We start from the raw sequence: 20181 nt of genomic DNA, 5'->3' as shown, positions 1-20181 counted from the left end.
AAAATTCAGCCCCTCAGTCCCATTCCAGGCCGCCGCGGCGCCAGACGTAGGCGTAGGCGACGAAGACGGTGAGCACGAAGAGCAGCATCTCGACGAGCCCGAAGATCCCCAGGGAGTCGAAGGTGACGGCCCAGGGGTAGAGGAAGACGATCTCGATGTCGAAGACGATGAAGAGCATCGCCGTCAGGTAGTACTTGATGGGGAAGCGGCCGCCGCCGGCCGGCGTGGGAGTGGGCTCGATGCCGCACTCGTACGCTTCTAGCTTCGCCCGGTTGTACCGTTTTGGGCCGATCAGCGTGGCCATGACCACGGAGAAGATCGCAAACCCTGCGCCGAGGGCGCCGAGCACGAGGATGGGCGCGTACGCATTCACGCTCCTCGCTCCTTCCAGTCGTCCTTGACCGTTGGACCGCTGTGCCGGCGCCAAGAGCCCCGCCTCGCGAAGATCTTGCTCATGTGAGGCAGTTCACAAGCCGGACTGCTGCGCATCTTATGCCTGCTGATCTGTGATCTGCGACACGGGTTACAACAACGAGTTTGTGATCTCCACCACCCGACGAACGATCATGAAGTCCGATGAGCGGTGATCTTCATACGCAAGGCATCCGCATGGTTACCAAAGGTGACATCCACCCCTGTTACCCCAGGTCGAAGTGGGGTTGCACTATCAAATGATGGCCATTACAGGCAAATTGGCCTCAGGGCGGGCCAGGTGATATGGGAATCCGCGTCGCCCGCGCGGGGGAGACCGTACGGACCGGAGTGGACGTGTGGGGTCGCCGGGGATGGCGGGGGAAGATCACCGGGCTCGCGAACCGCACATCCGCCCACCAAGCCCACGAGAAGCTCACAGCCCGGTCACGACCCGGTCACAGCACCCGCACAGCGGTAGGCGACTGTGACCTGCGCCACTCGGAATCCGGACCGTCGAAAGGGGGCTTGGCCATCTGTCGGGCGGGATGGTAGGCGCGGATCAATTCGGACTTAATGTAGAAAGCCCATGATCACAGGCTTGTGAGGGCGTGTCCGATTCGCCCGTTACGGCGTCAATATGCCGCGCGACGCGCCCGGTTAACCCGCCTCGCGCGCAACTGTGGCGCATACCACGTTTCTTGAAGCCAACCGCCGCGCCCTGATAGCGGTTGTCCCATGTCCCACACCGCTCACATACCCAGCCACCGGAAGCCCCGCCGCAGCGCCTCGAAGCTCGCGGTCCGCGCCGGAGTTGCCGGTGGCGTCCTCAGCACCCTCGCCATGGCCGGCACCGCGAGCGCTTCCCCGTCCCCCGAGCCCGTGGCCGAGACGACGCTCGAAATGCCGGTCCTGAGCCTGGACCTGACCGGCGACGTCGCCTCCGCGGTCACCACCGCGGCCGAGAACACCCGCGTCGCGGCAGTCGAGGCGGCGGTCACCGGCGAGCTGAACGCCCAGGAGGAGAGCGCCCGCAGCGGCGCCGCCGCCGAGGCCAAGCAGGCCAAGGAACAGGCCCAGCAGAAGGCCGAGAAGCAGGCGAAGGAGGAGGCGGACCGCAAGGCCGAGGCCGAGCGCGCCACCCGCAGCTCCGCCCGCTCGACCCTCCAGACCGCCTCCGCGTCCGCCGGCGCATCCGCCGACGACGGCGAGGGCACGGTCACCGCCCCGGCCACCGGCTCGGCCTCCGCCGTCATCAACTTCGCCCGCAGGCAGGTCGGCAAGGCGTACGTCATGGGCGGCACCGGCCCGTCCTCGTACGACTGCTCCGGCCTCGTCCAGGCCGCCTACCGCCAGGCCGGCATCTCCCTGCCGCGCACCTCCCAGGACCAGTCCTCCGAGGGCACGTCGGTGTCGCTGAACAACCTGCAGCCGGGCGACGTCCTGTACTGGGGCTCCCGCGGCAGCGCCTACCACGTCGCCCTGTACGTCGGTGGCGGCCGGTTCGTCGGCGCGCAGAACCCCAGCACGGGCATCGTCGAGCGCCCCCTGAGCTACGACATGCCGACGGGTGCCGTCCGCATCCTCTGACGCCGCCGAGGCCCTCCGGGCCTCCCCAAGGGTCCCAAAGGCCTCCTGAGCCGCTCTCAGGAGCCCTGAGGGGCCTTCCCGGCCACCCCGCGCACGACGAAGGGCCGGTACTCCCCCGCTCGGGGGTGGAGTACCGGCCTTTTCGCATGCCCTTGTCCGGTTTCACCCGGGATTGCGCCGAGGGGGCGTCAGGTCAGGTCCACCGCCGACCAGAAGCGGGCACCGCGCCACTCTTGTCGCCGTCGAGGCCCGGCTTCCGCACGGCCCCGCAGGGCGAACCGATCCACCCGTATCCGGACTTGTCATCTCACGCGCCCCATTTCCGGAGGGCGGCGACAATCCCGGGCTCTGTCCCGCATGGCGGGCGGCCCGCGTCGAACCGGCCGAAGCCCTGCGAAGATAGCGGGGGTGCAGCGCCCGATTCGCCCCAGGAGGTGTGGTCCGTGATCACCGAGCCGTACGAACGCCACGGCCCCGACGGCGACCCCACCGCCCTCCCCGCCGCCGGCGGGCTCGCCCTCCTCGCCCTGGGCGGCTGGCTGCTCACCACCACCCGCCCCTGGGCGAAGCCGGCGCACCCCGTGACGCTCGCCGTCGATTGGACTGCCTCGGGACTGATCCTGCTGTGGGCACTGGTCCTGCTGACCCGCTGCGTGCGCACGGTGCACGCGGCCCCGTACGACGACCTCCCCGCCCTCGGCGAGGGCGGGACGGGCCGGCCCGGAGACCACCCCGCCCGACCCGCCGACGCGAACTAGTACGGCCCTCAGGCCTTCGGCGCCACCTTCGAGAGGCCGTTGATGACGCGGTCCATCGCGTCACCGCCCGTGGGGTCGGTCAGGTTGGCCAGCATCTTGAGGGTGAACCTCATCAACACCGGGTGGCTCAGGCCGCGCTGCGCGGCGACCTTCATCACCTTCGGGTTGCCGATCAGTTTCACGAACGCGCGGCCCAGCGTGTAGTAGCCGCCGTAGGTCTCCTTGAGCACCTTCGGGTAGCTGTGCAGGGCCAGTTCGCGCTGCGCCGGGGTCGCGCGGGCGTGGGCCTGGACGATGACCTCCGCCGCGATCTGTCCGGACTCCATCGCATAGGCGATGCCCTCGCCGTTGAAGGGGTTGACGAGCCCGCCCGCGTCACCGACCAGCAGCAGGCCCTTGGTGTAGTGCGGCTGCCGGTTGAAGGCCATCGGCAGGGCCGCGCCGCGGATCGGCTGCGTCATGTTCTCGGGCGTGTAGCCCCAGTCCTGCGGCATGGACGCGCACCAGGCCTTGAGGACCTCGCGCCAGTCCAGTTCCCTGAACGCGGAGGAGGAGTTGAGGATGCCGAGGCCGACGTTGGACGTACCGTCGCCCATGCCGAAGATCCAGCCGTAGCCGGGCAGCAGCCGGTCCTGCGTACCGCGCCGGTCCCACAGCTCCAGCCAGGACTCCAGGTAGTCGTCGTCGTGCCGCGGCGAGGTGAAGTACGTACGCACCGCCACGCCCATCGGGCGGTCCTCGCGCCGGTGCAGGCCCATCGCCAGCGACAGTCGGGAGGAGTTGCCGTCGGCGGCGACGACGAGCGGGGCCTTGAAGGTGACCGGGGTCTTCTCCTCGCCCAGCTTCGCCCGCACACCGGTGATGTGGCCGGTGCGCGGGTCCCGGACGGGCTCGCCGACGTTGCAGCGCTCGTACAGCCGCGCGCCCGCCTTTTGCGCCTGGCGGGCCAGGGTCTCGTCGAAGTCGTCGCGCTTGCGGACGAGACCGTAGTCCGGGAAGGAGGCCAGTTCCGGCCAGTCCAACTGGAGCCGCTGCCCGCCGCCGATGATCCGCAGGCCCTTGTTGCGCAGCCAGCCGGCCTCTTCGGAGACGTCGATGCCCATGGAGACCAGCTGCTTGGTGGCGCGCGGGGTCAGCCCGTCACCGCACACCTTCTCACGCGGGAAGGCCGTCTTCTCCAGCAGCAGGACGTCCAGTCCCGCCTTGGCGAGGTAGTAGGCGGTGGTGGAGCCGGCGGGCCCGGCCCCGACGACGATCACATCCGCGGAGTGTTCGGAGAGGGACTCGGTCACTGCCTCGGTCACTGCGGGGTCTCCCGAAGGCTCGATAAGGGGTGCCCAACGGCACGGGACACGTGCAGTCTATGCAGCAGGAAAGACCGCGATCAGAAGGGCTACTGCGTTGACTGGCTCGACCACCTCGCCGACCCGGCCGCTCCCCGCCGTCCGGCTCCGAGTGCCGACCGATGAGGACGCCCGCGCGTGGCACGGCGTCTTCGCCGACTCCGACGTCATGGAGTTCCTGGGCGGCCCCGCCGAACTCTCGCTGTACGAGGAGCTCACCGCGCGGCAGCGGCTGCACGACGCACAGCTCGGCTACTGCCTGTGGACCCTGCTCGACGAGGAGGGGACGGTGATCGGCTTCACCGGTGCGCAGCCGTGGCCCCGGGAGTGGGGACCCGTGGGCGAGATCGAGATCGGTTGGCGGCTGGGGCGGGCGTCATGGGGAAAGGGGTACGCGTACGCGGCCGCGCTGGCCACCCTGGAGCGTGTGCGGGAAGCCGGGGTGTCGCGGGTGGTGGCGATGATCGACGCCAGGAACGCGCGTTCGGTGGCGGTGGCCGAGCGCCTCGGAATGGATCTGGCGGAGGAGCTTCTCTCCCCGGGCGGCAACCCGGCGCGTCGCTACGCCCTTTCGCTGCGGGACGAGTAGGCGCGGTCGCCCGGGCGCTCGACCGGTTTCCCCGGGCCACGCCGAACGGTGCGGGGCCGCGTCAGAAGACCGACATGCCCGTCAGGGTCGTGAACCGGTCGAGCGCGGCCACCCCCGCCACCGAGTTGCCGTGCGCGTCCAGCCCCGGACTCCACACGGCGAGGGAACACCGCCCGGGCACGACGGCGACGATCCCGCCGCCGACACCGCTCTTGCCGGGCAGGCCGACGCGGTAGGCGAACTCGCCCGCCGCGTCGTACGTCCCGCACGTCAGCATCACCGCGTTGATCTGCTTCGCCTCGCTGCGCGTCAGCAGCCGCGAGCCGTCCGCGCGCACGCCGTGCCGGGCGAGGAACCGGCCGGCACGGGCCAGGTCGGCGCAGCTCATCTCGATGGAGCACTGCCAGAAGTAGTGGTCCAACAGGGTCGGTACCGGGTTGTCGATGTTCCCGTAGGCCGCCATGAAGTGGGCCAGCGCCGCGTTGCGGTCGCCGTGCTCGTGCTCGGAGGCCGCCACCTCGGCGTCGAAGGCGACGTCCGGGTTGCCGCTCTCCTCGCGCAGGAACCGCAGCAGTTCACTGCTCGCGTCGCCCGTCAGCGTCTGGAGCCGGTCGGTGACGACGAGCGCGCCCGCGTTGATGAACGGATTGCGCGGGATGCCGTTCTCGTACTCCAACTGCACGAGCGAGTTGAACGGGTTGCCGGACGGCTCGCGGCCCACCCGCTCCCACAGGCTGTCCCCGCCCTCTGCCGCCAGTGCCAGGGCGAGCGTGAACACCTTGGTGATCGACTGCGTGGAGAAGGGCACCTGCCAGTCCCCCACCCCGAAGACCTTGCCGTCCATCGTGACCAGCGCCATCCCGAACTGCCCCGGGTCCACCGAGGCGAGGGCCGGGATGTACTCGGCGGGGGTGCCGGCGCCCACCAGCGGGGCGACGTCCCGCGCGATCCGGTCGAGCACGGCCTGGTAGTCGAACGGCGCGGTGTCGACGGGCGCGGGTGCGGCGGGCGCCGCGTCGGAAGAGGCAGTGTCCACCGGGTTCGTTCCTCCGTACGCCGCTACGCCTTGGTACCGCGGTGCAGCGCCACGATCCCGCCGCTCAGGTTCCGCCAGGCCACCTTCGACCAGCCGGCCTTCTGAAGCAGCGCCGCCAGCGCGGGCTGGTCCGGCCACTCGCGGATCGACTCGGCGAGGTACACGTACGCGTCGGGGTTGGAGGACACCGCTCGGGCCACCGGCGGCAGGGCGCGCATCAGGTACTCGGTGTAGACCGTGCGCAGCGGCGCCCACGTCGGCTGGGAGAACTCGCAGATGACCACCTGGCCCCCCGGCTTCGTCACCCGGTACAGCTCCCGCAACGCCTCGTCGGTGTCCTGGACGTTGCGCAGACCGAAGGAGATCGTCACGGTGTCGAAGACGCCGTCCTTGAACGGCAGCCTCGTCGCGTCACCTGCGGTCAGCGGCAGCCACGGCCGGCGCCTCTTGCCCTCGCGCAGCATCCCGAGGGAGAAGTCGCAGGGGACGACGTACGCACCGGTCGCGGCGAAGGGCAGCGAGGACGTCGCCGTACCGGCGGCGAGGTCGAGGACCGTGTGCCCGGGGCGCGCGCCGACCGCCTTCGCGACCTCCTTGCGCCACAGCCGGGCCTGGCCGAGGGAGAGGACGTCGTTGGTGAGGTCGTAGTTCGCCGCGACACCGTCGAACATGGAGGCGACTTCGTGCGGCTGCTTGTCCAGGGAAGCGCGGGTCACTGGCGTAGGCCCCTCGGTGCGGTGTGGCTCGGGTCGGTCGATACCGGCCCATTCTCGCAGGCGGTCCCGGTGCCGCCGCGTCCGGCTCGGCGCCGGCGGTGCGGCGGCCGGCGGGCTCAGCGCCGGCGGTGCAGCAGTCGGCCGGCGACGACGGTGGCCACGCAGCCGGTCGAGCCCTGCGCCAGGAGGTCCCGTGCGTCCGACGCGGCGAACACCGCGAACCGGGCGGGGGCGCCCGCCTCCAGCACGCCGTGGAACGCCTCCTCGGCCGCGGCCACCCCGGCCAGCGGGTCCAGGGACGGCGGAGCCCCGTACGGCAACGGCGGGAGGAGCGTCAGCCCGGAGCGGACCACCGCCGTCCGCACCGCCGGCACCGTCAACCGCCCGGCCACCGCCACCACCCCGCGCGCCAACAACTTCTGCGTGGCCCGCCGGGCACTGTTGCCCCGGCGGGACTCCGTCAGCCGCAGGTCGGCGAGCGCCTCGGCGCCGCTGATCGGGTCGGCCCCGAGCTCGGCGGTCTCGGACGGGTGGTCCGGGTAGTACGTCCGCTCCAGCAGCTCGTCCGCCCCGCGCACCAGCAGACCCGGGGTCAGCACCCCGGGCCAGCGGCGGACCCGGGCGTGCGCGAAGGCCGCGCCGAGCTCCTCGTACGGTCCCACCCGGGCGATCCGGTCGCCCTCGACGAGGACCGCCCCGCCGGGCAGCGCGGCGCGGCCCGGCCCGGCGACGAGGAGTTCGGCGGCGTGGAGCGTCAGCACGGCGGCGTCAGTTCGAGGAGATGAGCTTCAGCTCGGGGTGCGCGGTGCCGCCCTCGATCGCCGTCGACGAGATGTGCGAGACGACACGGTCGTCGACCGGGTCGTTCGCCGGGTCGTCGTGCACCAGGAGGTGCTCGTACGTCGTCGCGCGCTGCGCCGGGACCCGACCCGCCTTGCGGATCAGGTCGATGATCTCCTGGCGGTTCGAGCGGTGCTTGGCACCGGCCGAGGAGACCACGTTCTCCTCCAGCATGATCGAGCCCAGGTCGTCCGCACCGTAGTGCAGGGACAGCTGGCCCGCCTCCTTGCCGACGGTCAGCCAGGAGCCCTGGATGTGGGCGATGTTGTCGAGGAACAGGCGGGCGATCGCGATCATCCGCAGGTACTCGAACACCGTCGCCTGCGTCCGGCCCTTGAGGTGGTTGTTCTCCGGCTGGTACGTGTACGGGATGAAGGCGCGGAAGCCGCCCGTACGGTCCTGCGTGTCTCGGATCATCGCGATGTGCTCGATGCGCTCGGCGTTGGTCTCGCCCGTGCCCATCAGCATGGTGGAGGTGGACTCCACGCCCAGCTTGTGGGCGATCTCCATGATCTCCAGCCAGCGCTCGCCGGACTCCTTGAGCGGGGCGATCGCCTTGCGCGGTCGCTCCGGGAGCAGTTCGGCGCCGGCGCCCGCGAAGGAGTCGAGACCGGCGGCGTGGATGCGGCGGATTGCCTCTTCGGCGCTCACACCGGAGATCCGGGCCATGTGGTCGACCTCGGACGCGCCGAGGGAGTGGATGACCAGCTGGGGGAACGCCTTCTTGATGGCGGAGAAGTGGTGCTCGTAGTACTCGACGCCGTAGTCCGGGTGGTGGCCGCCCTGGAACATGATCTGCGTGCCGCCCAACTCCACGGTCTCCGCGCAGCGGCGCAGGATGTCGTCGAGGTCCCGGGACCAGCCCTTGGCGGTGTCCTTGGGGGCGGCGTAGAAGGCGCAGAACTTGCAGGCCGTCACGCACACGTTGGTGTAGTTGATGTTGCGCTCGATGATGTACGTCGCGATGTGCTCGGTACCCGCAAAGCGCCGCCGGCGCGCCGCGTCGGCGGCCTGGCCGAGCGCGTGCAGCGGGGCGTGCCGGTAGAGGTCGAGGGCCTCTTCCTTGGTGATCCGGCCCCCTGCGGCGGCACGGTCGAGGACAGACTGGAGAGCGGCCTGGTCGGTCACCGGTGCTTCACCTTTCGGCGGTGTGTCAAGGTCCGGACCGATCCAGCCTACGTCAGGGCCGCCCGCGGGCGGCTTCCAGGGGGAGTCGACCGGCGGGCTCCGCGAGAAGTCCACCGGCGGCTCAGGGGGGAGGGGCCCGGCGGACGGGCTCACGGGCTGCGGGTGAGGTCGCCCTCCGGGTTTCCGGCCGCCCGGTCGCCGGACCGGTAGTGGAGGGTGCCGTTCTCGTTGAGCGTGAAGCGCTCCTCGGCCGAGCCCTCGGAGCAGATGCCGGGGGCGGGGTTGGGGCCGCCCGACGTATCGAGGACCAGGGAGCGGTCGGTGGCGGAGGTCAGCTTCCAGTCGCCGCTGCAGTCGGTGTCGAAGAGGGGGATGACCGACTTGTCACGGGCCACCACCTCCCCCGTCCTGCCGCCCTTGATGGTGATCTCGAACCGGCCGGGGGCCCCGAGGTTGGTCGTGGTCGGCCCCTTCCAGGTGCCGATCAACTGCTTGGGCACGGTGTCACGGGTTCCCTTGGCGCCGGTCGACGGGGACGGGGAGGGTGAGGGTGAGGGTGATGTCGGGGTGGAGGGGCTCGCCGAGGTCGACGGTTTGCTTCCGGCGGGGAGCGGGCGCCCTTCACCGCCGCCGCTCCGGCCGGGCAGCAGGTCCAGCCCGTACAACCCGCCGGACAGCGCGGCCAGTACGGCGGCCGCGGCGACGACCACCGTGCAGCTCACCCGCCGACCCGAGGCCGTGACGCTGACGTGGCGGCCCTCGCGGCCGTCACCCGCGGCGGGGCCGGTACCGGAGTGGTGCCCGCCCCCGCCGGCCGTCTCGGTGGGCGCGTGCCCGGTGAAGGCGGCGTCGGCGGGCGGACCGTACGGCCCGTACGCGGGCCGGTCCGCGCCCGCGCTCGCGTACGAGGGGTGGACCGGGCCGAAGCCGCCGGCGGCCGGACCGCCGTCCAGGCCGCCTCCCGAAGCCCGGGTGAAGGGGACCGGCCCCGAGGCGGGGCCCTCCGCCGGCTGCGAGTCCAGGTGCAACAGCGCCACCGCAGCGCGGCTCGCCTCCTCCACCAACGACGCGGGCAGCCACCCCGGCGCGCGCAGGGCGCCGTCCAGGGCCGCGGCGATCGCCGCCGGGGCCGGGCGGTCGGCGGGCGCCTTGGCCAGGCAGGCCCCGATGAGCCCGCGCAGCTCGTCGGAGGCGATCCCGTCGAGTTCCGGGGGCTCGTGCACCACCTTGTAGAGCAACGCCGCGGAGTGCTCCCCGGTGAACGGCGGACGCCCGCTCACCGCGAAGGCCAGCACGGCGCCGAGCGAGAAGACGTCCGCCGCGCCGGTGACACCCTTGCCGACGATCTGCTCCGGCGCCATGTAGCCGGGCGAGCCGACGGAGACCCCGGTGGAAGTGAGCGAAGCCGTGCCCGCGGTGGCCCGGGCGATCCCGAAGTCGATCAGCCGGGGACCGGGGCCCTCCAGCGTCAACATCACGTTCGACGGTTTCACGTCCCGGTGTACGAGACCCAGCGCGTGCACCGCCACCAGGGCGCGGGCGAGACCCTCGCCGATGGCCCGTACCGACGCCTCGGGCAGCGCGCCGTGCGCGGCGACCGCCCGGTCCAGGGAGGGGCCTGCCACATAACCGGCCGCCACCCACGGCACCTCGGCCTCCGGGTCGGCGTCCAACACCGGGGCGGTCCACTCCCCGCCGACCCGCCGCGCGGCCGCGACCTCTCGGCGGAACCGGGCGCGGAACTCCGGGTCGGCGGCGAACTGGGGGTGCACGACCTTCACGGCGACGGTCCGCCCTCCGGCGCTCCGCCCGAGGTACACCCGCCCCATGCCGCCCGCGCCCAGCCGGCCGAGCAGCCGGTACCCGCCGATGGTCCGCGGGTCACCGGCTTCGAGCGGCTGCATCGCGTCCCTCCCCCGTTTTCGCCGTGTTCCCCTGCGTACCCCTGTGGTGCCTGTCCCGCCCTGCGGACCGCGTGGCGCCGCGTGTTGCCCGGTGGCGTAGCCAAGGAGCACCTTAGGGCGGGGCGGGCGGGAGCGGCCACGGTTACCGGTATCCGACCGCCGGCCCGGGGGGCGTCGCGGGGGCCCGGGCGGCTATGGGCGAGTTCCCGCGCCGTCGATTCGTACGCGTAAAGCGAAAAGGGGACGAATTCGAGGGGAACGGCATCTCTGGGAACGACATATTGCCGTTCCGCGATACGGAAAGGGGCGCGATCGCCGCCGCGTTCCCCTTCCGCACCACCTCAGGCATAAGCCGCGCTAATGACCGGGCGCGGTCGCCGCCAGCAGTTCCACGGCCACATCCGCCGCGTACCCCGAGGCGGAACCGGTACGGCGTGCGAATTCACGCACGCCCGCCAGCTGCTCCGGGCCGAAGCGGAAGTCGAGGGTGGTGAAGTACCGCTCCAGCAGCTCGGCGTCGAAGGCCTCCCAGCGCGCCGCCTGCTCGGCGACCTTGGTGACCTCCTCCAAGGAGACGTCCCGCGAGGCGAGGAAGGCCTCGTGCACCTTGCGGACCACGACGGGCTCGCGGGCGAGGTAGTCCTTCCGGGCGGCCCAGACGGCGAAGACGAACGGCAGTCCGGTCCACTCCTTCCACATCAGCCCCAGGTCGTGCACGGCCAGGCCGAGCCGGGGCGCGTCGTGCAGCGAAGCGCGCAGCGCGGCGTCCCCGATCAGGACCGCCGCCTCCGCCTCCTGCATCATCACCCCCAGGTCAGGGGGGCAGGTGAAGTAGTCGGGGCGCACTCCGTACTGCTCGGCGAGCAGCAGCTGGGCGAGCCGGACGGACGTACGGGAGGTCGAACCCAGGGCCACCCGGGCGCCGTCCAGCCGGTCCAGGGGGACCTGCGAGACGATCACGCACGACATCACGGGGCCGTCGCAGCCCACGGCGAGGTCGGGGAAGGCGACGAGCTGGTCGGCGTTGCGGAGGAACTCCACGAGGGTGATCGGCGCGATGTCCAGCTCTCCCCGGACGAGCCGTTCACTGAGCTTCTCGGGCGTGTCCTTCGTCAGCTCCAGGTCCAGCAGCGTGCCGGTTCTGGCCAGCCCCCAGTAGAGCGGAAGGCAGTTCAGGAACTGGATGTGGCCGACCCGGGGCCGGCTGCGATAGACGTCCACATCGCGAGACTAGCCCCCGGCGTCTCGTCAGCCTTCGGGCGGGTCTCAAACGTCCGAGTGACGTGATCTTTCCCTCTGGTCTCGGCCACAGGGTGCGTGCTAGGCTCGTCGCAAGTTGCAGTTTGGTTTCCCTTGCAGTACGAGGCCTGCGGAGAATGTGACCCGCAGGCTTTTGTAGTTTTCAGACTTCTTAGCAGGTTCTGGAGCAGGGCGACCCTTTGGCCCATAGGAGGGCTCATGGCTACCGGAACCGTGAAGTGGTTCAACGCTGAAAAGGGCTTCGGCTTCATCGCCCAGGACGGCGGCGGCCCGGATGTCTTCGTCCACTACTCCGCGATCAACGCCTCTGGCTTCCGCTCCCTCGAGGAGAACCAGCAGGTCAACTTCGACGTCACGCAGGGTCCGAAGGGCCCGCAGGCGGAGAACGTCACCCCGGCCTAGTCGCCTGGCCGACCGGATCGCGGTTGGATTAGCAGTACCCAAGGAGCCCTGCCTCCTCCGTGCGAGCGGAGGTGGCGGGGCTCCTGCCTTTTGTCGCCGCCTGTTGCCCGTTGTGCTTCTCCCGCGCCCCCTGCCGGCTTGCGCACGCGTCCGCACGCGTGAGCGCCCCCGGCGCCGTGGGTACGGTGCCGGGGGCGGCGCTTCGGGGCTCCGCCCTACGGCTTGGCGGCCGTGGGGGTGCGGGTGGGGGCCGGGGTGCCGGCCGATGTGGAGTTGGGCGTCGGGGTAGGGGTGGGGATGGGCGTCGCGGCGGCGGTGATCTTGAGTTCCAGGATCAGTTCCACCTTGTCCGGCGTGAGCACCCGGAGGAAGTAGGTGCCCGGCGCCACGTCCGTGGTGAACAACTCCGGAAGGGTGATCTTTCCGTCGGCGTCGCTCGGGTCGAGCTCCAGGGTGAACAGCTTCTTGCCGTCCTTGCCCTTGAAGTACGGGCCCGTCGCCTTCGCCGGGTCCACGGGAACCCAGGCGCCGCCCTCGCCCTTCGCGACCAGGTCCGCCGTGGCCTTCGTACCGGCGACCGGCTGGCCCTTGGCGGTCGCCACCAGCCCGAAGTCCTTGACGCTGGTACCGGCGACGGTCTCCAGCGGCTTCGTACCGTGGTCCGCGCGCACCAGCAGGTCCGCGACCGGCTTCGCGGTGACGGCGCCACGCAGCATCACCGTGAACTGGTTCGTGGCGTCGTAGGCCGAGGCCCGGAAGGAGAAGGTGCCGGCCTTCGGGCCCGCTGTGAGCGCGGGCACCCGGGCGATGCCCTGCGCGTCGGTGAGCACGACGACGTCGGCCTTCTTGGCGTCCTGGAAGAGCGTGCCACCGGTGGTGTCCGCCTCGACGACCAACACGACCTTCTGTCCGACGGCCGGCTTGCCGTCGGAGAGCACCGCCTTGACCTTGGCGTCCGGGGTGAACGCGGCCCCGACCTCGGCCCGGAGGTCCGGATCGCCGATCAACTCCAGTTTGGCGAGCCGGGGGGCCGACGGCTTCGGCTTCTCCGGCTCGGCCGGCTTGGACGCCGGCGGCTTGGTGGCGGGGGGCTGGGGGGCCGGGGGCCTCGGCGTGGGCAGCGGGGCCGTGGGCGGGGGCGTCGGGTAGTTGCCCGCGGGCGGGTTCGGTACGTCGGTGACGCCACCGTCCTGGTACTGGCGCATGTACCCCAGCACGGAGTTCACGTAGTCGCGGGAGCTGTTGTAGCTGAGGATCGCCTGGTCGAGCTTGGCCGGATCGGAAAGGTCCCGATCACCGGCGCAGAGGTAGAGACCGGCGCCCAGCGCGGCGTCGTAGATGTTGTTCGGGTCGCGCTTGCCGTCGGCGTTGCCGTCGGCGCCCCATGCCTTCCACGTCTCGGGGATGAACTGGAGCGGCCCTACGGCGCGGTCGTACTCGGTGTCCCCGTCCCACTCGCCGTGGTCGGAGTCCTTGATCTGGGCGAAGCCGTTGCCGTCGAGGCGGGGGCCGCGGATCGGCTTCTCGGTGTAGCCGTCGGACTTGAGCCCGTAGCCGGAGGCGTGCACGGACTCGACCCTGCCTATGCCCGCGAGCAACTGCCAGGGCAGGTTGCAGTGGGGCAGCGCGGCGGCCACCGACACCGCGCCGCGCTTGTAGGCGTCAAGGGCGGTCCCCGGTATCCCGCTGGCCCCCTCGGGGGCGGCGGCCCCGGGCGGCGGAGGCGGGTCGGCGACCAGGTCCGGCAGATCCAGCCGGGCGTCACCGCGGTCGGTGGCCTGTGGACTGTCGGGCGTGGGCTCGGACTCCCCCGCGCCCGCGGTCGGCGTGTTGGTCACGACCGCGGCGGTGGTCAGGCTGGCCGCGAGCGCGGCGGTGCACAGGACCTTGCGCGAGGTGTTGACTACGTGGCGGTGAAGCGGCTTCACGGTGCGGCGATCCCCCCAAGGCGGCCGACAGGATGTGTGGCTGGTCGAGCCGTGAATATTCTGTCTATCAGGTATTCGCCCGCGACTCGCCGTCACCCCGACAGATATGACACACCATTCGTCTCGCCTTCGCCACGTGTTCGACGGGGGCTTCCAGCGGAGGGCCCGGCGGTGGCCAACAGGGGGGCCAACGGCGGCGCCCTACAGGGGCGGGGTCGGGAGGTGGGCGGGGGCTTCGGGGGCGGTGTCCCGTTGGGCGGGGTCGGGGTGGTGCCGGGGGCTGGGAACGGCGGGGAGGGTCCGCGAGGGGGGCGGCGTATCCAGCCGCCGCCGGAGTGTGAGGGGCGGGGTGTGGGGCCGGAGTCCCGAAGGATGCCGAAGCGGCGAGGGGTACGGCCACGGCGCCGCCCGATCGCTACGTGGTCCCCGGGGGAACGGGGGTCGCCTGGTGGTAGTACATGCGCCATGTGTCGTCGTCATCGTTCCTGCGCCACAGCGAACTCCGCCGTGCCCGCTGCCCGTCGATCACGGTCGTGTACGTGAGATGCACCAGTCCCGGGGCCAACGCGACGCCGGTCATCTCCGACGGCTCGTAGCGCGGTCCGTCCTTCGCCGCACCCTCCATGTCGGGTAGCGCGGCCACCGTCTCGTCGTACGTCCAACGCCGGCCCGAGGCGCCGACCTCAACGAACTCCGGATCGAGGAGACGGCAGGTGAGCGCACTGGACGCGCGCACCTCCGGTTCCATCAACCGCAACTCACCTGAGATCGCCTCGCCTACGTCGTCTGCTTCAGTCATCGCCCCATCTTCGTCCGAGCGGTCAACCGCCGATCACATCGACATCAGGTCACGTAACCGACCGACACCCGCCCCGAAACCCCCGCCCAACCCAACCCACCCCACCCCCGCCTTCCCATCCACCGCCTCCGCCTCTACCCTGACGCTCCGTCAGAAACAGGGCGGACCGAGTCGAGAGCCACAGGAGGGCGCATGCTGCTTCGTGGGAAGACCGTCATCGTTTCCGGGGTCGGCGCCGGGCTCGGGCATCAGGTGGCCGCCGCCGTCGTGCGGGACGGCGGGAACGCCGTGCTCGGGGCGCGGACCGAGGCGAACCTCGTCAAGGCCGCCGCCGAGATCGACCCCGACGGCGCGCACACCGCCCACCACCCCACGGACATCACCGACGAGGCGCAGTGCGAAGCCCTCGCCGCGCTCGCCGTCGAGCGCTTCGGCGGCATCGACGCCGTCGTGCACGTCGCCGCCTGGGACTCCTACTTCGGCGGCCTGGAGGACGCCGACTTCGGGACCTGGCAGCAGATCGTCGACGTCAACCTCCTGGGCACCCTGCGCATGACCCGGGCCTGTCTGCCCGCGCTGAAACGGGCCGGCGGGTCTGTCGTCATCATCGGCACCCAGTCGGCCGTGGCCTCGCCGTCCCAGGTGCGGCAGGCCGCCTACGCCGCGTCCAAAGGCGCGCTGACGTCCGCCATGTACTCCCTGGCCCGGGAGCTCGGCCCGCACCGTATTCGCGTCAACACCGTCCTGCCGGGCTGGATGTGGGGGCCGCCCGTACAGGCCTTCGTGACCTTCACCGCCCACTCCGAGGGCGTGCCCGAGGCCGAGGTGCGCGCGCGGCTCACGGAGCGGATGGCCCTGCCCGAGCTCGCCACCGACGCCGATGTGGCGGACGCCGCCGTCTTCTTCGCCTCCGACCGGGCGCGGTCCATAACCGGCCAGTCCCTGCTGGTCAACGCCGGTGAGCTGATGCGGTGACCGCCCCCCGTCCGGTCGGCCGGATCGTATGCTCGGGCCCATGACCACTTCGAGTGACGCTCCGACCGACAACGCGATGCGCCGCGCGCTCCGGCGTGCCCGCGACGGCGTCGCGCTCGACGCGACAGAGGCGGCCGTGCTCCTCCAGGCTCGCGGCGCGGCCCTGGAGGACCTCACCGCCTCCGCCGCCCGGGTCCGCGACGCCGGTCTCGCCGCCGCGGGCCGGCCGGGCGTGATCACGTACTCGAAGAGCGTGTTCATCCCCCTCACCCGCCTGTGCCGCGACAAGTGTCACTACTGCACCTTCGCGACGGTCCCGGGCAAGCTCCGCCGCGCCGGTCACGGTATGTACATGTCACCCGACGATGTGCTCGACATCGCCCGCCGCGGCGCCGCGCTCGGCTGCAAGGAAGCGCTCATCACCCTCGGGGACAAGCCGGAGGACCGCTGGCCCGAGGCGCGCGAGTGGCTGGAGGCGCACGGCTACGACGACACGATCTCCTACGTACGGGCCATCTCGATCCGCATCCTGGAGGAGACGGGCCTCCTCCCCCACCTCAATCCGGGCGTGATGTCCTGGGCCGATTTCCAGCGTCTCAAGCCGGTCGCCCCGTCCATGGGGATGATGCTGGAGACCACCGCCACCCGCCTGTGGTCGGAGCCGGGCGGCCCCCACCACGGTTCCCCCGACAAGGAGCCGGCGGTCCGGCTGCGCGTACTGGAGGACGCCGGGCGCTCCTCGGTGCCCTTCACCTCCGGCCTGCTCATCGGCATCGGGGAGACGTACGAGGAGCGCGCGGAGTCGCTGTTCGCGTTGCGCCGTGTCTCGCGCGCCTACCACGGCATCCAGGAGCTGATCATCCAGAACTTCCGCGCCAAGCCGGACACGGCGATGCGCGGGATGCCGGACGCCGAACTCGACGACCTCGTGGCGACGATCGCCGTCGCCCGGCACATCATGGGCCCCTCGGCCTGCCTCCAGGCGCCGCCCAATCTGGTGGACGGTGAGTACGCGCGGCTGATCGGCGCCGGCATCGACGACTGGGGCGGCGTCTCACCGCTGACGCCCGACCACGTCAACCCCGAGCGGCCCTGGCCCCAGATCGACCTGTTGGCCGAGCGGTCGGCGGCCGCCGGCTTCGAGCTGCGCGAACGGCTCTGCGTGTATCCGGAGTTCGTGCGGCGCGGGGAGCCGTGGCTGGACCCGCGCCTGCTGCCGCACGTACGGGCGCTCGCCGATCCGGACACCGGGCTGGCGGACGAGACGGCCGGGGTGACGGGCCACCCGTGGCAGGAGCCGGACGAGAGCTTCACCGCGTACGGGCGCACCGACCTGCACGCCACCATCGACACCGAGGGGCGTACGGGCGACCGGCGCGAGGACTTCGACCTCGTCTACGGCGACTGGGACGCGTTGCGCGAGGCCGCCGCCCCCGGCATGCTGCCCGAGCGCATCGACACGGACGTACGGTCCGCGCTGGCGCAGGCGGCAGACGACCCGACGAGGCTGGGCGACGCCCAGGCGCTGGCGCTGCTGCACGCCGACGGGCCCGCGCTGGACGCCCTGTGCCGGATCGCGGACGACCTGCGCCGATCGGTGGTGGGCGACGACGTCACGTACATCGTCACGCGGAACATCAACTTCACCAACGTCTGCTACACCGGCTGCCGGTTCTGCGCGTTCGCGCAGCGCCGTACGGACGCGGACGCCTACACCCTCTCCCTCGACCAGGTCGCGGACCGGGCCGAGCAGGCGTGGGAGGTCGGCGCGGTCGAGGTGTGCATGCAGGGCGGCATCCACCCGGACCTGCCCGGGACGGCGTACTTCGACATCGCGCGGGCGGTGAAGAAGCGGGTGCCGGGCATACACGTCCACGCGTTCTCGCCGATGGAGGTGGTCAACGGCGCGACGCGCACGGGGATGTCCGTACGGGACTGGCTGACGGCCGCCAAGGAGGCGGGCCTGGACTCGATACCGGGCACGGCGGCGGAGATCCTGGACGACGAGGTCCGCTGGGTGCTGACCAAGGGCAAGCTGCCCACGGCGGACTGGATCGACGTCATCACGACGGCGCACGAACTGGGCATCCGGTCGTCGTCCACGATGATGTACGGGCACGTGGACCAGCCCCGGCACTGGCTCGGTCACCTGCGCACGCTGGCCCGCATCCAGCAGCGGACGGGCGGTTTCACGGAGTTCGTCACGCTGCCGTTCATCCACACCAACGCCCCCGTGTACCTGGCGGGCATCGCGCGGCCCGGGCCGACGGTGCGCGACAACCGTGCGGTGACGGCGATGGCCCGCATCCTGCTCCACCCGCACATCACGAACATCCAGACGAGTTGGGTGAAGCTGGGCGCGGAGGGCGCGGCGGAGATGCTCCGTTCCGGTGCGAACGACCTGGGCGGGACCCTGATGGAGGAGACCATCTCCCGGATGGCGGGTTCCGGTTACGGCTCGTACAAGTCCGTCCGGGACCTGGTCGCGGTCGCGGAGGCGGCCGGGCGGCCCGCGAGGCCGCGTACGACCCTGTACGGCGAGGTTCCACGGGAGCGCCGCCGTGCGGCGGCCGCCTCGGACGGGCACCTGCCGGAACTGCTGCCGCTGGTGGACTGAGTCCGGGCCGCGCGGCGCCCGCTCAGGCGGGCGTCGCGGGGCGGCCGATGGTCGTGTGGTGGGCGAGGGCCGCGTGCGGGTCGTCGCGGTCGTCGTCGGCGGTGTGGTCGGTGTGGACGGTGGCGGCCGTCAGCCGGGGCACGGCGTGGATGAGGGCGTGTTCGGCGGCGACGGCCAGGGCGTGGGCCTGCACGACGGTGAGGTGGGGGTCGACGACGATGTCGGCCTCGGCCCGCAGGGTGTGGCCGATCCACCGCAGCCGGACCTGCCCGAGGTCGCGTACGCCGACCACGCCGCGCAGCGCGTGTTCGGCGGTGTCGACGAGGGCCGGGTCGACGGAGTCCATCAGCCGGCGGTAGACCTCGCGGGCCGCGTCGCGCAGCACCATCAGGATCGCCGCGGTGACGAGCAGACCCACGACCGGGTCGGCTGCCCGCCAACCGAGCGCGGCGCCGCCCACGCCGAGGAGGACGGCGAGCGAGGTGAACCCGTCGGTGCGGGCGTGCAGTCCGTCCGCGACGAGGGCGGCCGAGCCGATCCGGCGGCCGGTGCGGATGCGGAACCGGGCCACCCACTCGTTGCCGACGAACCCGACCACGGCCGCGACGGCCACCGCCCCCAGGTGGCTGATCGGGCGCGGGTGCAGAAGCCGGTCCACGGCCGTGTGCGCGGCGAGCGCGGAGGAGGCGGCGACGGTCAGCACGACGGCGATGCCGGCCAGGTCCTCGGCGCGGCCGTACCCGTAGGTGTAGCGGCGGTTGGCCGCCCGGCGGCCCAGGACGAACGCGATGCCCAGGGGCACGGCCGTGAGCGCGTCGGCCCCGTTGTGGAGGGCGTCGCCCAGCAGCGCCACCGAACCGGAGAGGGCGGCGACCACGGCCTGGGCCCCGGTGGTCAGCCCCAGGACGGCCAGGGAGAGCCACAGGGTGCGCATGCCCTCGCGGGAGGTCTCCATCGCCGTGTCGACCTTGTCCCGGGTGTCGTGGCTGTGCGGGGTGAGGAGATGCGGCAGCCGGTGGCGCGGCCTCCGCGACCGGCGGGTGTCGTGCGCGTGGCCGTGGCCGTCGTCGTGGCCGTGGTGATGCCCCTGGCCCTGCGCGTGGCCGTCGTCGTGGTGATGCCCGTGGTCGTGATCGTGGCCTTCCAGCACGCGACCACCATACAAACGGCGGCCCCGTGGCGGCCGTTTCCCACGTCGGGCACCCGCGCCGGGTTGCCGATGTCTTAAGGCCGGACGGCGCCCCGGTTCCCACCGCCACTCACTCGGTGAACAGGTATGGAACACAGGGGAGTTGGTATTCCCGAGGCCGCTCTACGCGCGTCATCCTGGCCGGCATGAGGATCTCCCCACGCATCGCAGCCCTCGGCGCGGCCGCCGCCGTCGCCGCCACCCTCCTCGCGGGCCCGACCGCCTCCGCCGCGCCCGCCCCCGCCTCCGCCTCCGTCGCCTCGGTCGGCTGGATCTGTTACTCCGCCCTGCCTTCCCAGGCGGACGACACCCTCGACCTCATCGACCAGGGCGGCCCCTTCCCGTACTCCCAGGACGGCGTCGTCTTCCAGAACCGCGAGGGCGTGCTGCCCGCCCACAGCAGCGGGTACTACCACGAGTACACCGTCATCACCCCGGGCTCGCCGACCCGCGGCGCCCGACGCATCATCACGGGGCAGCAGACCGACGAGGACTACTACACGGCGGACCACTACGCCTCGTTCCGCCGCGTCGACTTCGCCTGTTGACCCACCACCCCACCGCCACGCCCGCGCCCGCGTCAGCCGCAAGGCCGTTGCTCGCCAGGTGGTCGGCCATGACCGTCTCCCACGGGACGCCGAGGGCCGTCAGGAGTGTGGCGCTCGCCCAGCCGGTGCGGTCCTTGCCGGCCGTGCA

Annotated in this window: 18 protein-coding genes and 1 pseudogene; 7 read left to right on the top strand and 12 right to left on the bottom strand. The window is 71.8% G+C overall.

Annotated elements, in window-relative coordinates:
• Positions 1 to 13 precede the first annotated feature (13 nt).
• Positions 14 to 373 (bottom strand): NADH-quinone oxidoreductase subunit A, encoded by a 360-nt coding sequence (locus E6R62_RS10865; RefSeq protein ID WP_030379754.1) that lies wholly within the window; start codon positions 371 to 373, stop codon positions 14 to 16.
• 776 nt (positions 374 to 1149) lie between these two features.
• On the opposite strand from E6R62_RS10865, the gene E6R62_RS10860 reads away from it, so the two are divergent.
• Both E6R62_RS10860 and E6R62_RS10855 read left to right on the top strand, forming a co-directional pair.
• Positions 1150 to 2001 (top strand): C40 family peptidase, encoded by an 852-nt coding sequence (locus tag E6R62_RS10860; protein WP_136213168.1) that lies wholly within the window; start codon positions 1150 to 1152, stop codon positions 1999 to 2001.
• Positions 2002 to 2444: 443 nt separating this feature from the next.
• Positions 2445 to 2759, top strand: coding sequence for a hypothetical protein (locus E6R62_RS10855; protein WP_136213167.1), 315 nt, complete (start codon positions 2445 to 2447; stop codon positions 2757 to 2759).
• Positions 2760 to 2767: 8 nt separating this feature from the next.
• Here the strand turns inward: E6R62_RS10855 and E6R62_RS10850 are convergent, their stop codons facing one another.
• Positions 2768 to 4051: a geranylgeranyl reductase family protein gene (locus E6R62_RS10850; protein WP_136213297.1), complete on the bottom strand. Its 1284-nt coding sequence runs from the start codon at positions 4049 to 4051 to the stop codon at positions 2768 to 2770.
• Positions 4052 to 4160: 109 nt separating this feature from the next.
• Here E6R62_RS10850 and E6R62_RS10845 point away from each other — a divergent pair, with 109 nt between their 5' ends.
• On the top strand, positions 4161 to 4691 hold the full coding sequence (locus E6R62_RS10845; protein ID WP_136213166.1) for a GNAT family N-acetyltransferase: 531 nt from the start codon (positions 4161 to 4163) through the stop codon (positions 4689 to 4691).
• Between the two features lie 61 nt (positions 4692 to 4752).
• Here E6R62_RS10845 and E6R62_RS10840 read toward each other — a convergent pair whose 3' ends face one another.
• The 6 genes from E6R62_RS10840 to E6R62_RS10815 all read right to left on the bottom strand — a co-directional run bounded on the left by E6R62_RS10840 (position 4753) and on the right by E6R62_RS10815 (position 11536).
• The gene (locus E6R62_RS10840) at positions 4753 to 5652 is read right to left on the bottom strand and encodes a glutaminase (protein WP_240801619.1); all 900 of its coding nucleotides are present in this window, start codon (positions 5650 to 5652) and stop codon (positions 4753 to 4755) included.
• Between the two features lie 98 nt (positions 5653 to 5750).
• On the bottom strand, positions 5751 to 6443 hold the full coding sequence (locus tag E6R62_RS10835; protein WP_136213164.1) for a demethylmenaquinone methyltransferase: 693 nt from the start codon (positions 6441 to 6443) through the stop codon (positions 5751 to 5753).
• A 116-nt stretch (positions 6444 to 6559) separates the two neighbouring features.
• A complete protein-coding gene (locus E6R62_RS10830) occupies positions 6560 to 7204 on the bottom strand; it encodes a hypothetical protein (RefSeq protein WP_136213163.1) in 645 nt (214 codons plus the stop codon).
• A gap of 7 nt (positions 7205 to 7211) precedes the next feature.
• A complete protein-coding gene (mqnC, locus tag E6R62_RS10825) occupies positions 7212 to 8411 on the bottom strand; it encodes a cyclic dehypoxanthinyl futalosine synthase (RefSeq protein WP_136213162.1) in 1200 nt (399 codons plus the stop codon).
• Positions 8412 to 8560: 149 nt separating this feature from the next.
• On the bottom strand, positions 8561 to 10315 hold the full coding sequence (locus E6R62_RS10820) for a serine/threonine-protein kinase (RefSeq protein ID WP_136213161.1): 1755 nt from the start codon (positions 10313 to 10315) through the stop codon (positions 8561 to 8563).
• A 357-nt stretch (positions 10316 to 10672) separates the two neighbouring features.
• Positions 10673 to 11536 (bottom strand): menaquinone biosynthetic enzyme MqnA/MqnD family protein, encoded by an 864-nt coding sequence (locus E6R62_RS10815; protein WP_136213160.1) that lies wholly within the window; start codon positions 11534 to 11536, stop codon positions 10673 to 10675.
• A 237-nt stretch (positions 11537 to 11773) separates the two neighbouring features.
• Between E6R62_RS10815 and E6R62_RS10810 the strand changes: the two genes are divergently transcribed.
• Entirely contained in the window at positions 11774 to 11977 is a 204-nt protein-coding gene (locus E6R62_RS10810; protein ID WP_007265804.1) for a cold-shock protein, read from the top strand.
• 215 nt (positions 11978 to 12192) lie between these two features.
• On the opposite strand, the gene E6R62_RS10805 is transcribed toward E6R62_RS10810, so the two are convergent.
• Positions 12193 to 13905, bottom strand: coding sequence for a lytic transglycosylase domain-containing protein (locus E6R62_RS10805; RefSeq protein WP_206308707.1), 1713 nt, complete (start codon positions 13903 to 13905; stop codon positions 12193 to 12195).
• Between the two features lie 415 nt (positions 13906 to 14320).
• Positions 14321 to 14704 carry a DUF4440 domain-containing protein gene (locus tag E6R62_RS10800; protein WP_136213159.1) on the bottom strand — a complete coding sequence of 128 codons (384 nt, stop codon included), beginning with the start codon at positions 14702 to 14704 and terminating at the stop codon, positions 14321 to 14323.
• A 192-nt stretch (positions 14705 to 14896) separates the two neighbouring features.
• On the opposite strand from E6R62_RS10800, the gene E6R62_RS10795 reads away from it, so the two are divergent.
• Both E6R62_RS10795 and E6R62_RS10790 read left to right on the top strand, forming a co-directional pair.
• Positions 14897 to 15679, top strand: coding sequence for an SDR family oxidoreductase (locus E6R62_RS10795; RefSeq protein ID WP_136213158.1), 783 nt, complete (start codon positions 14897 to 14899; stop codon positions 15677 to 15679).
• Between the two features lie 40 nt (positions 15680 to 15719).
• Complete coding sequence (locus tag E6R62_RS10790) at positions 15720 to 18296, top strand: bifunctional FO biosynthesis protein CofGH (protein WP_136213157.1); 2577 nt, start codon at positions 15720 to 15722, stop codon at positions 18294 to 18296.
• Positions 18297 to 18318: 22 nt separating this feature from the next.
• On the opposite strand, the gene E6R62_RS10785 is transcribed toward E6R62_RS10790, so the two are convergent.
• On the bottom strand, positions 18319 to 19443 hold the full coding sequence (locus E6R62_RS10785) for a cation diffusion facilitator family transporter (RefSeq protein WP_136213296.1): 1125 nt from the start codon (positions 19441 to 19443) through the stop codon (positions 18319 to 18321).
• Positions 19444 to 19631: 188 nt separating this feature from the next.
• Here E6R62_RS10785 and E6R62_RS10780 point away from each other — a divergent pair, with 188 nt between their 5' ends.
• Positions 19632 to 20033 (top strand): ribonuclease domain-containing protein, encoded by a 402-nt coding sequence (locus E6R62_RS10780; protein WP_136213156.1) that lies wholly within the window; start codon positions 19632 to 19634, stop codon positions 20031 to 20033.
• 46 nt (positions 20034 to 20079) lie between these two features.
• On the opposite strand, the pseudogene E6R62_RS40790 reads toward E6R62_RS10780, so the two are convergent.
• Positions 20080 to 20181: pseudogene (locus E6R62_RS40790) on the bottom strand (tyrosine-protein phosphatase); the annotation flags it as partial.

Source organism: Streptomyces sp. A1136 (assembly GCF_004795055.1).
In the GTDB taxonomy this organism is placed as follows: Bacteria; Actinomycetota; Actinomycetes; order Streptomycetales; family Streptomycetaceae; genus Streptomyces.
Note: the sequence above shows the minus strand (reverse complement) of the source record. Positions and strands in the feature narration are given on the sequence as shown.

What these genes read in the sequence shown, in the direction of transcription:
- E6R62_RS10780 (WP_136213156.1), top strand. Translation starts at nt 19,632, where the DNA reads ATGAGGATCTCCCCACGCATCGCAGCCCTCGGCGCGGCCGCCGCCGTC.
- E6R62_RS10810 (WP_007265804.1), top strand. Translation starts at nt 11,774, where the DNA reads ATGGCTACCGGAACCGTGAAGTGGTTCAACGCTGAAAAGGGCTTCGGC.
- E6R62_RS10790 (WP_136213157.1), top strand. Translation starts at nt 15,720, where the DNA reads ATGACCACTTCGAGTGACGCTCCGACCGACAACGCGATGCGCCGCGCG.
- E6R62_RS10820 (WP_136213161.1), bottom strand. Translation starts at nt 10,315, where the DNA reads ATGCAGCCGCTCGAAGCCGGTGACCCGCGGACCATCGGCGGGTACCGG.
- E6R62_RS10795 (WP_136213158.1), top strand. Translation starts at nt 14,897, where the DNA reads ATGCTGCTTCGTGGGAAGACCGTCATCGTTTCCGGGGTCGGCGCCGGG.
- E6R62_RS10860 (WP_136213168.1), top strand. Translation starts at nt 1,150, where the DNA reads ATGTCCCACACCGCTCACATACCCAGCCACCGGAAGCCCCGCCGCAGC.
- E6R62_RS10800 (WP_136213159.1), bottom strand. Translation starts at nt 14,704, where the DNA reads ATGACTGAAGCAGACGACGTAGGCGAGGCGATCTCAGGTGAGTTGCGG.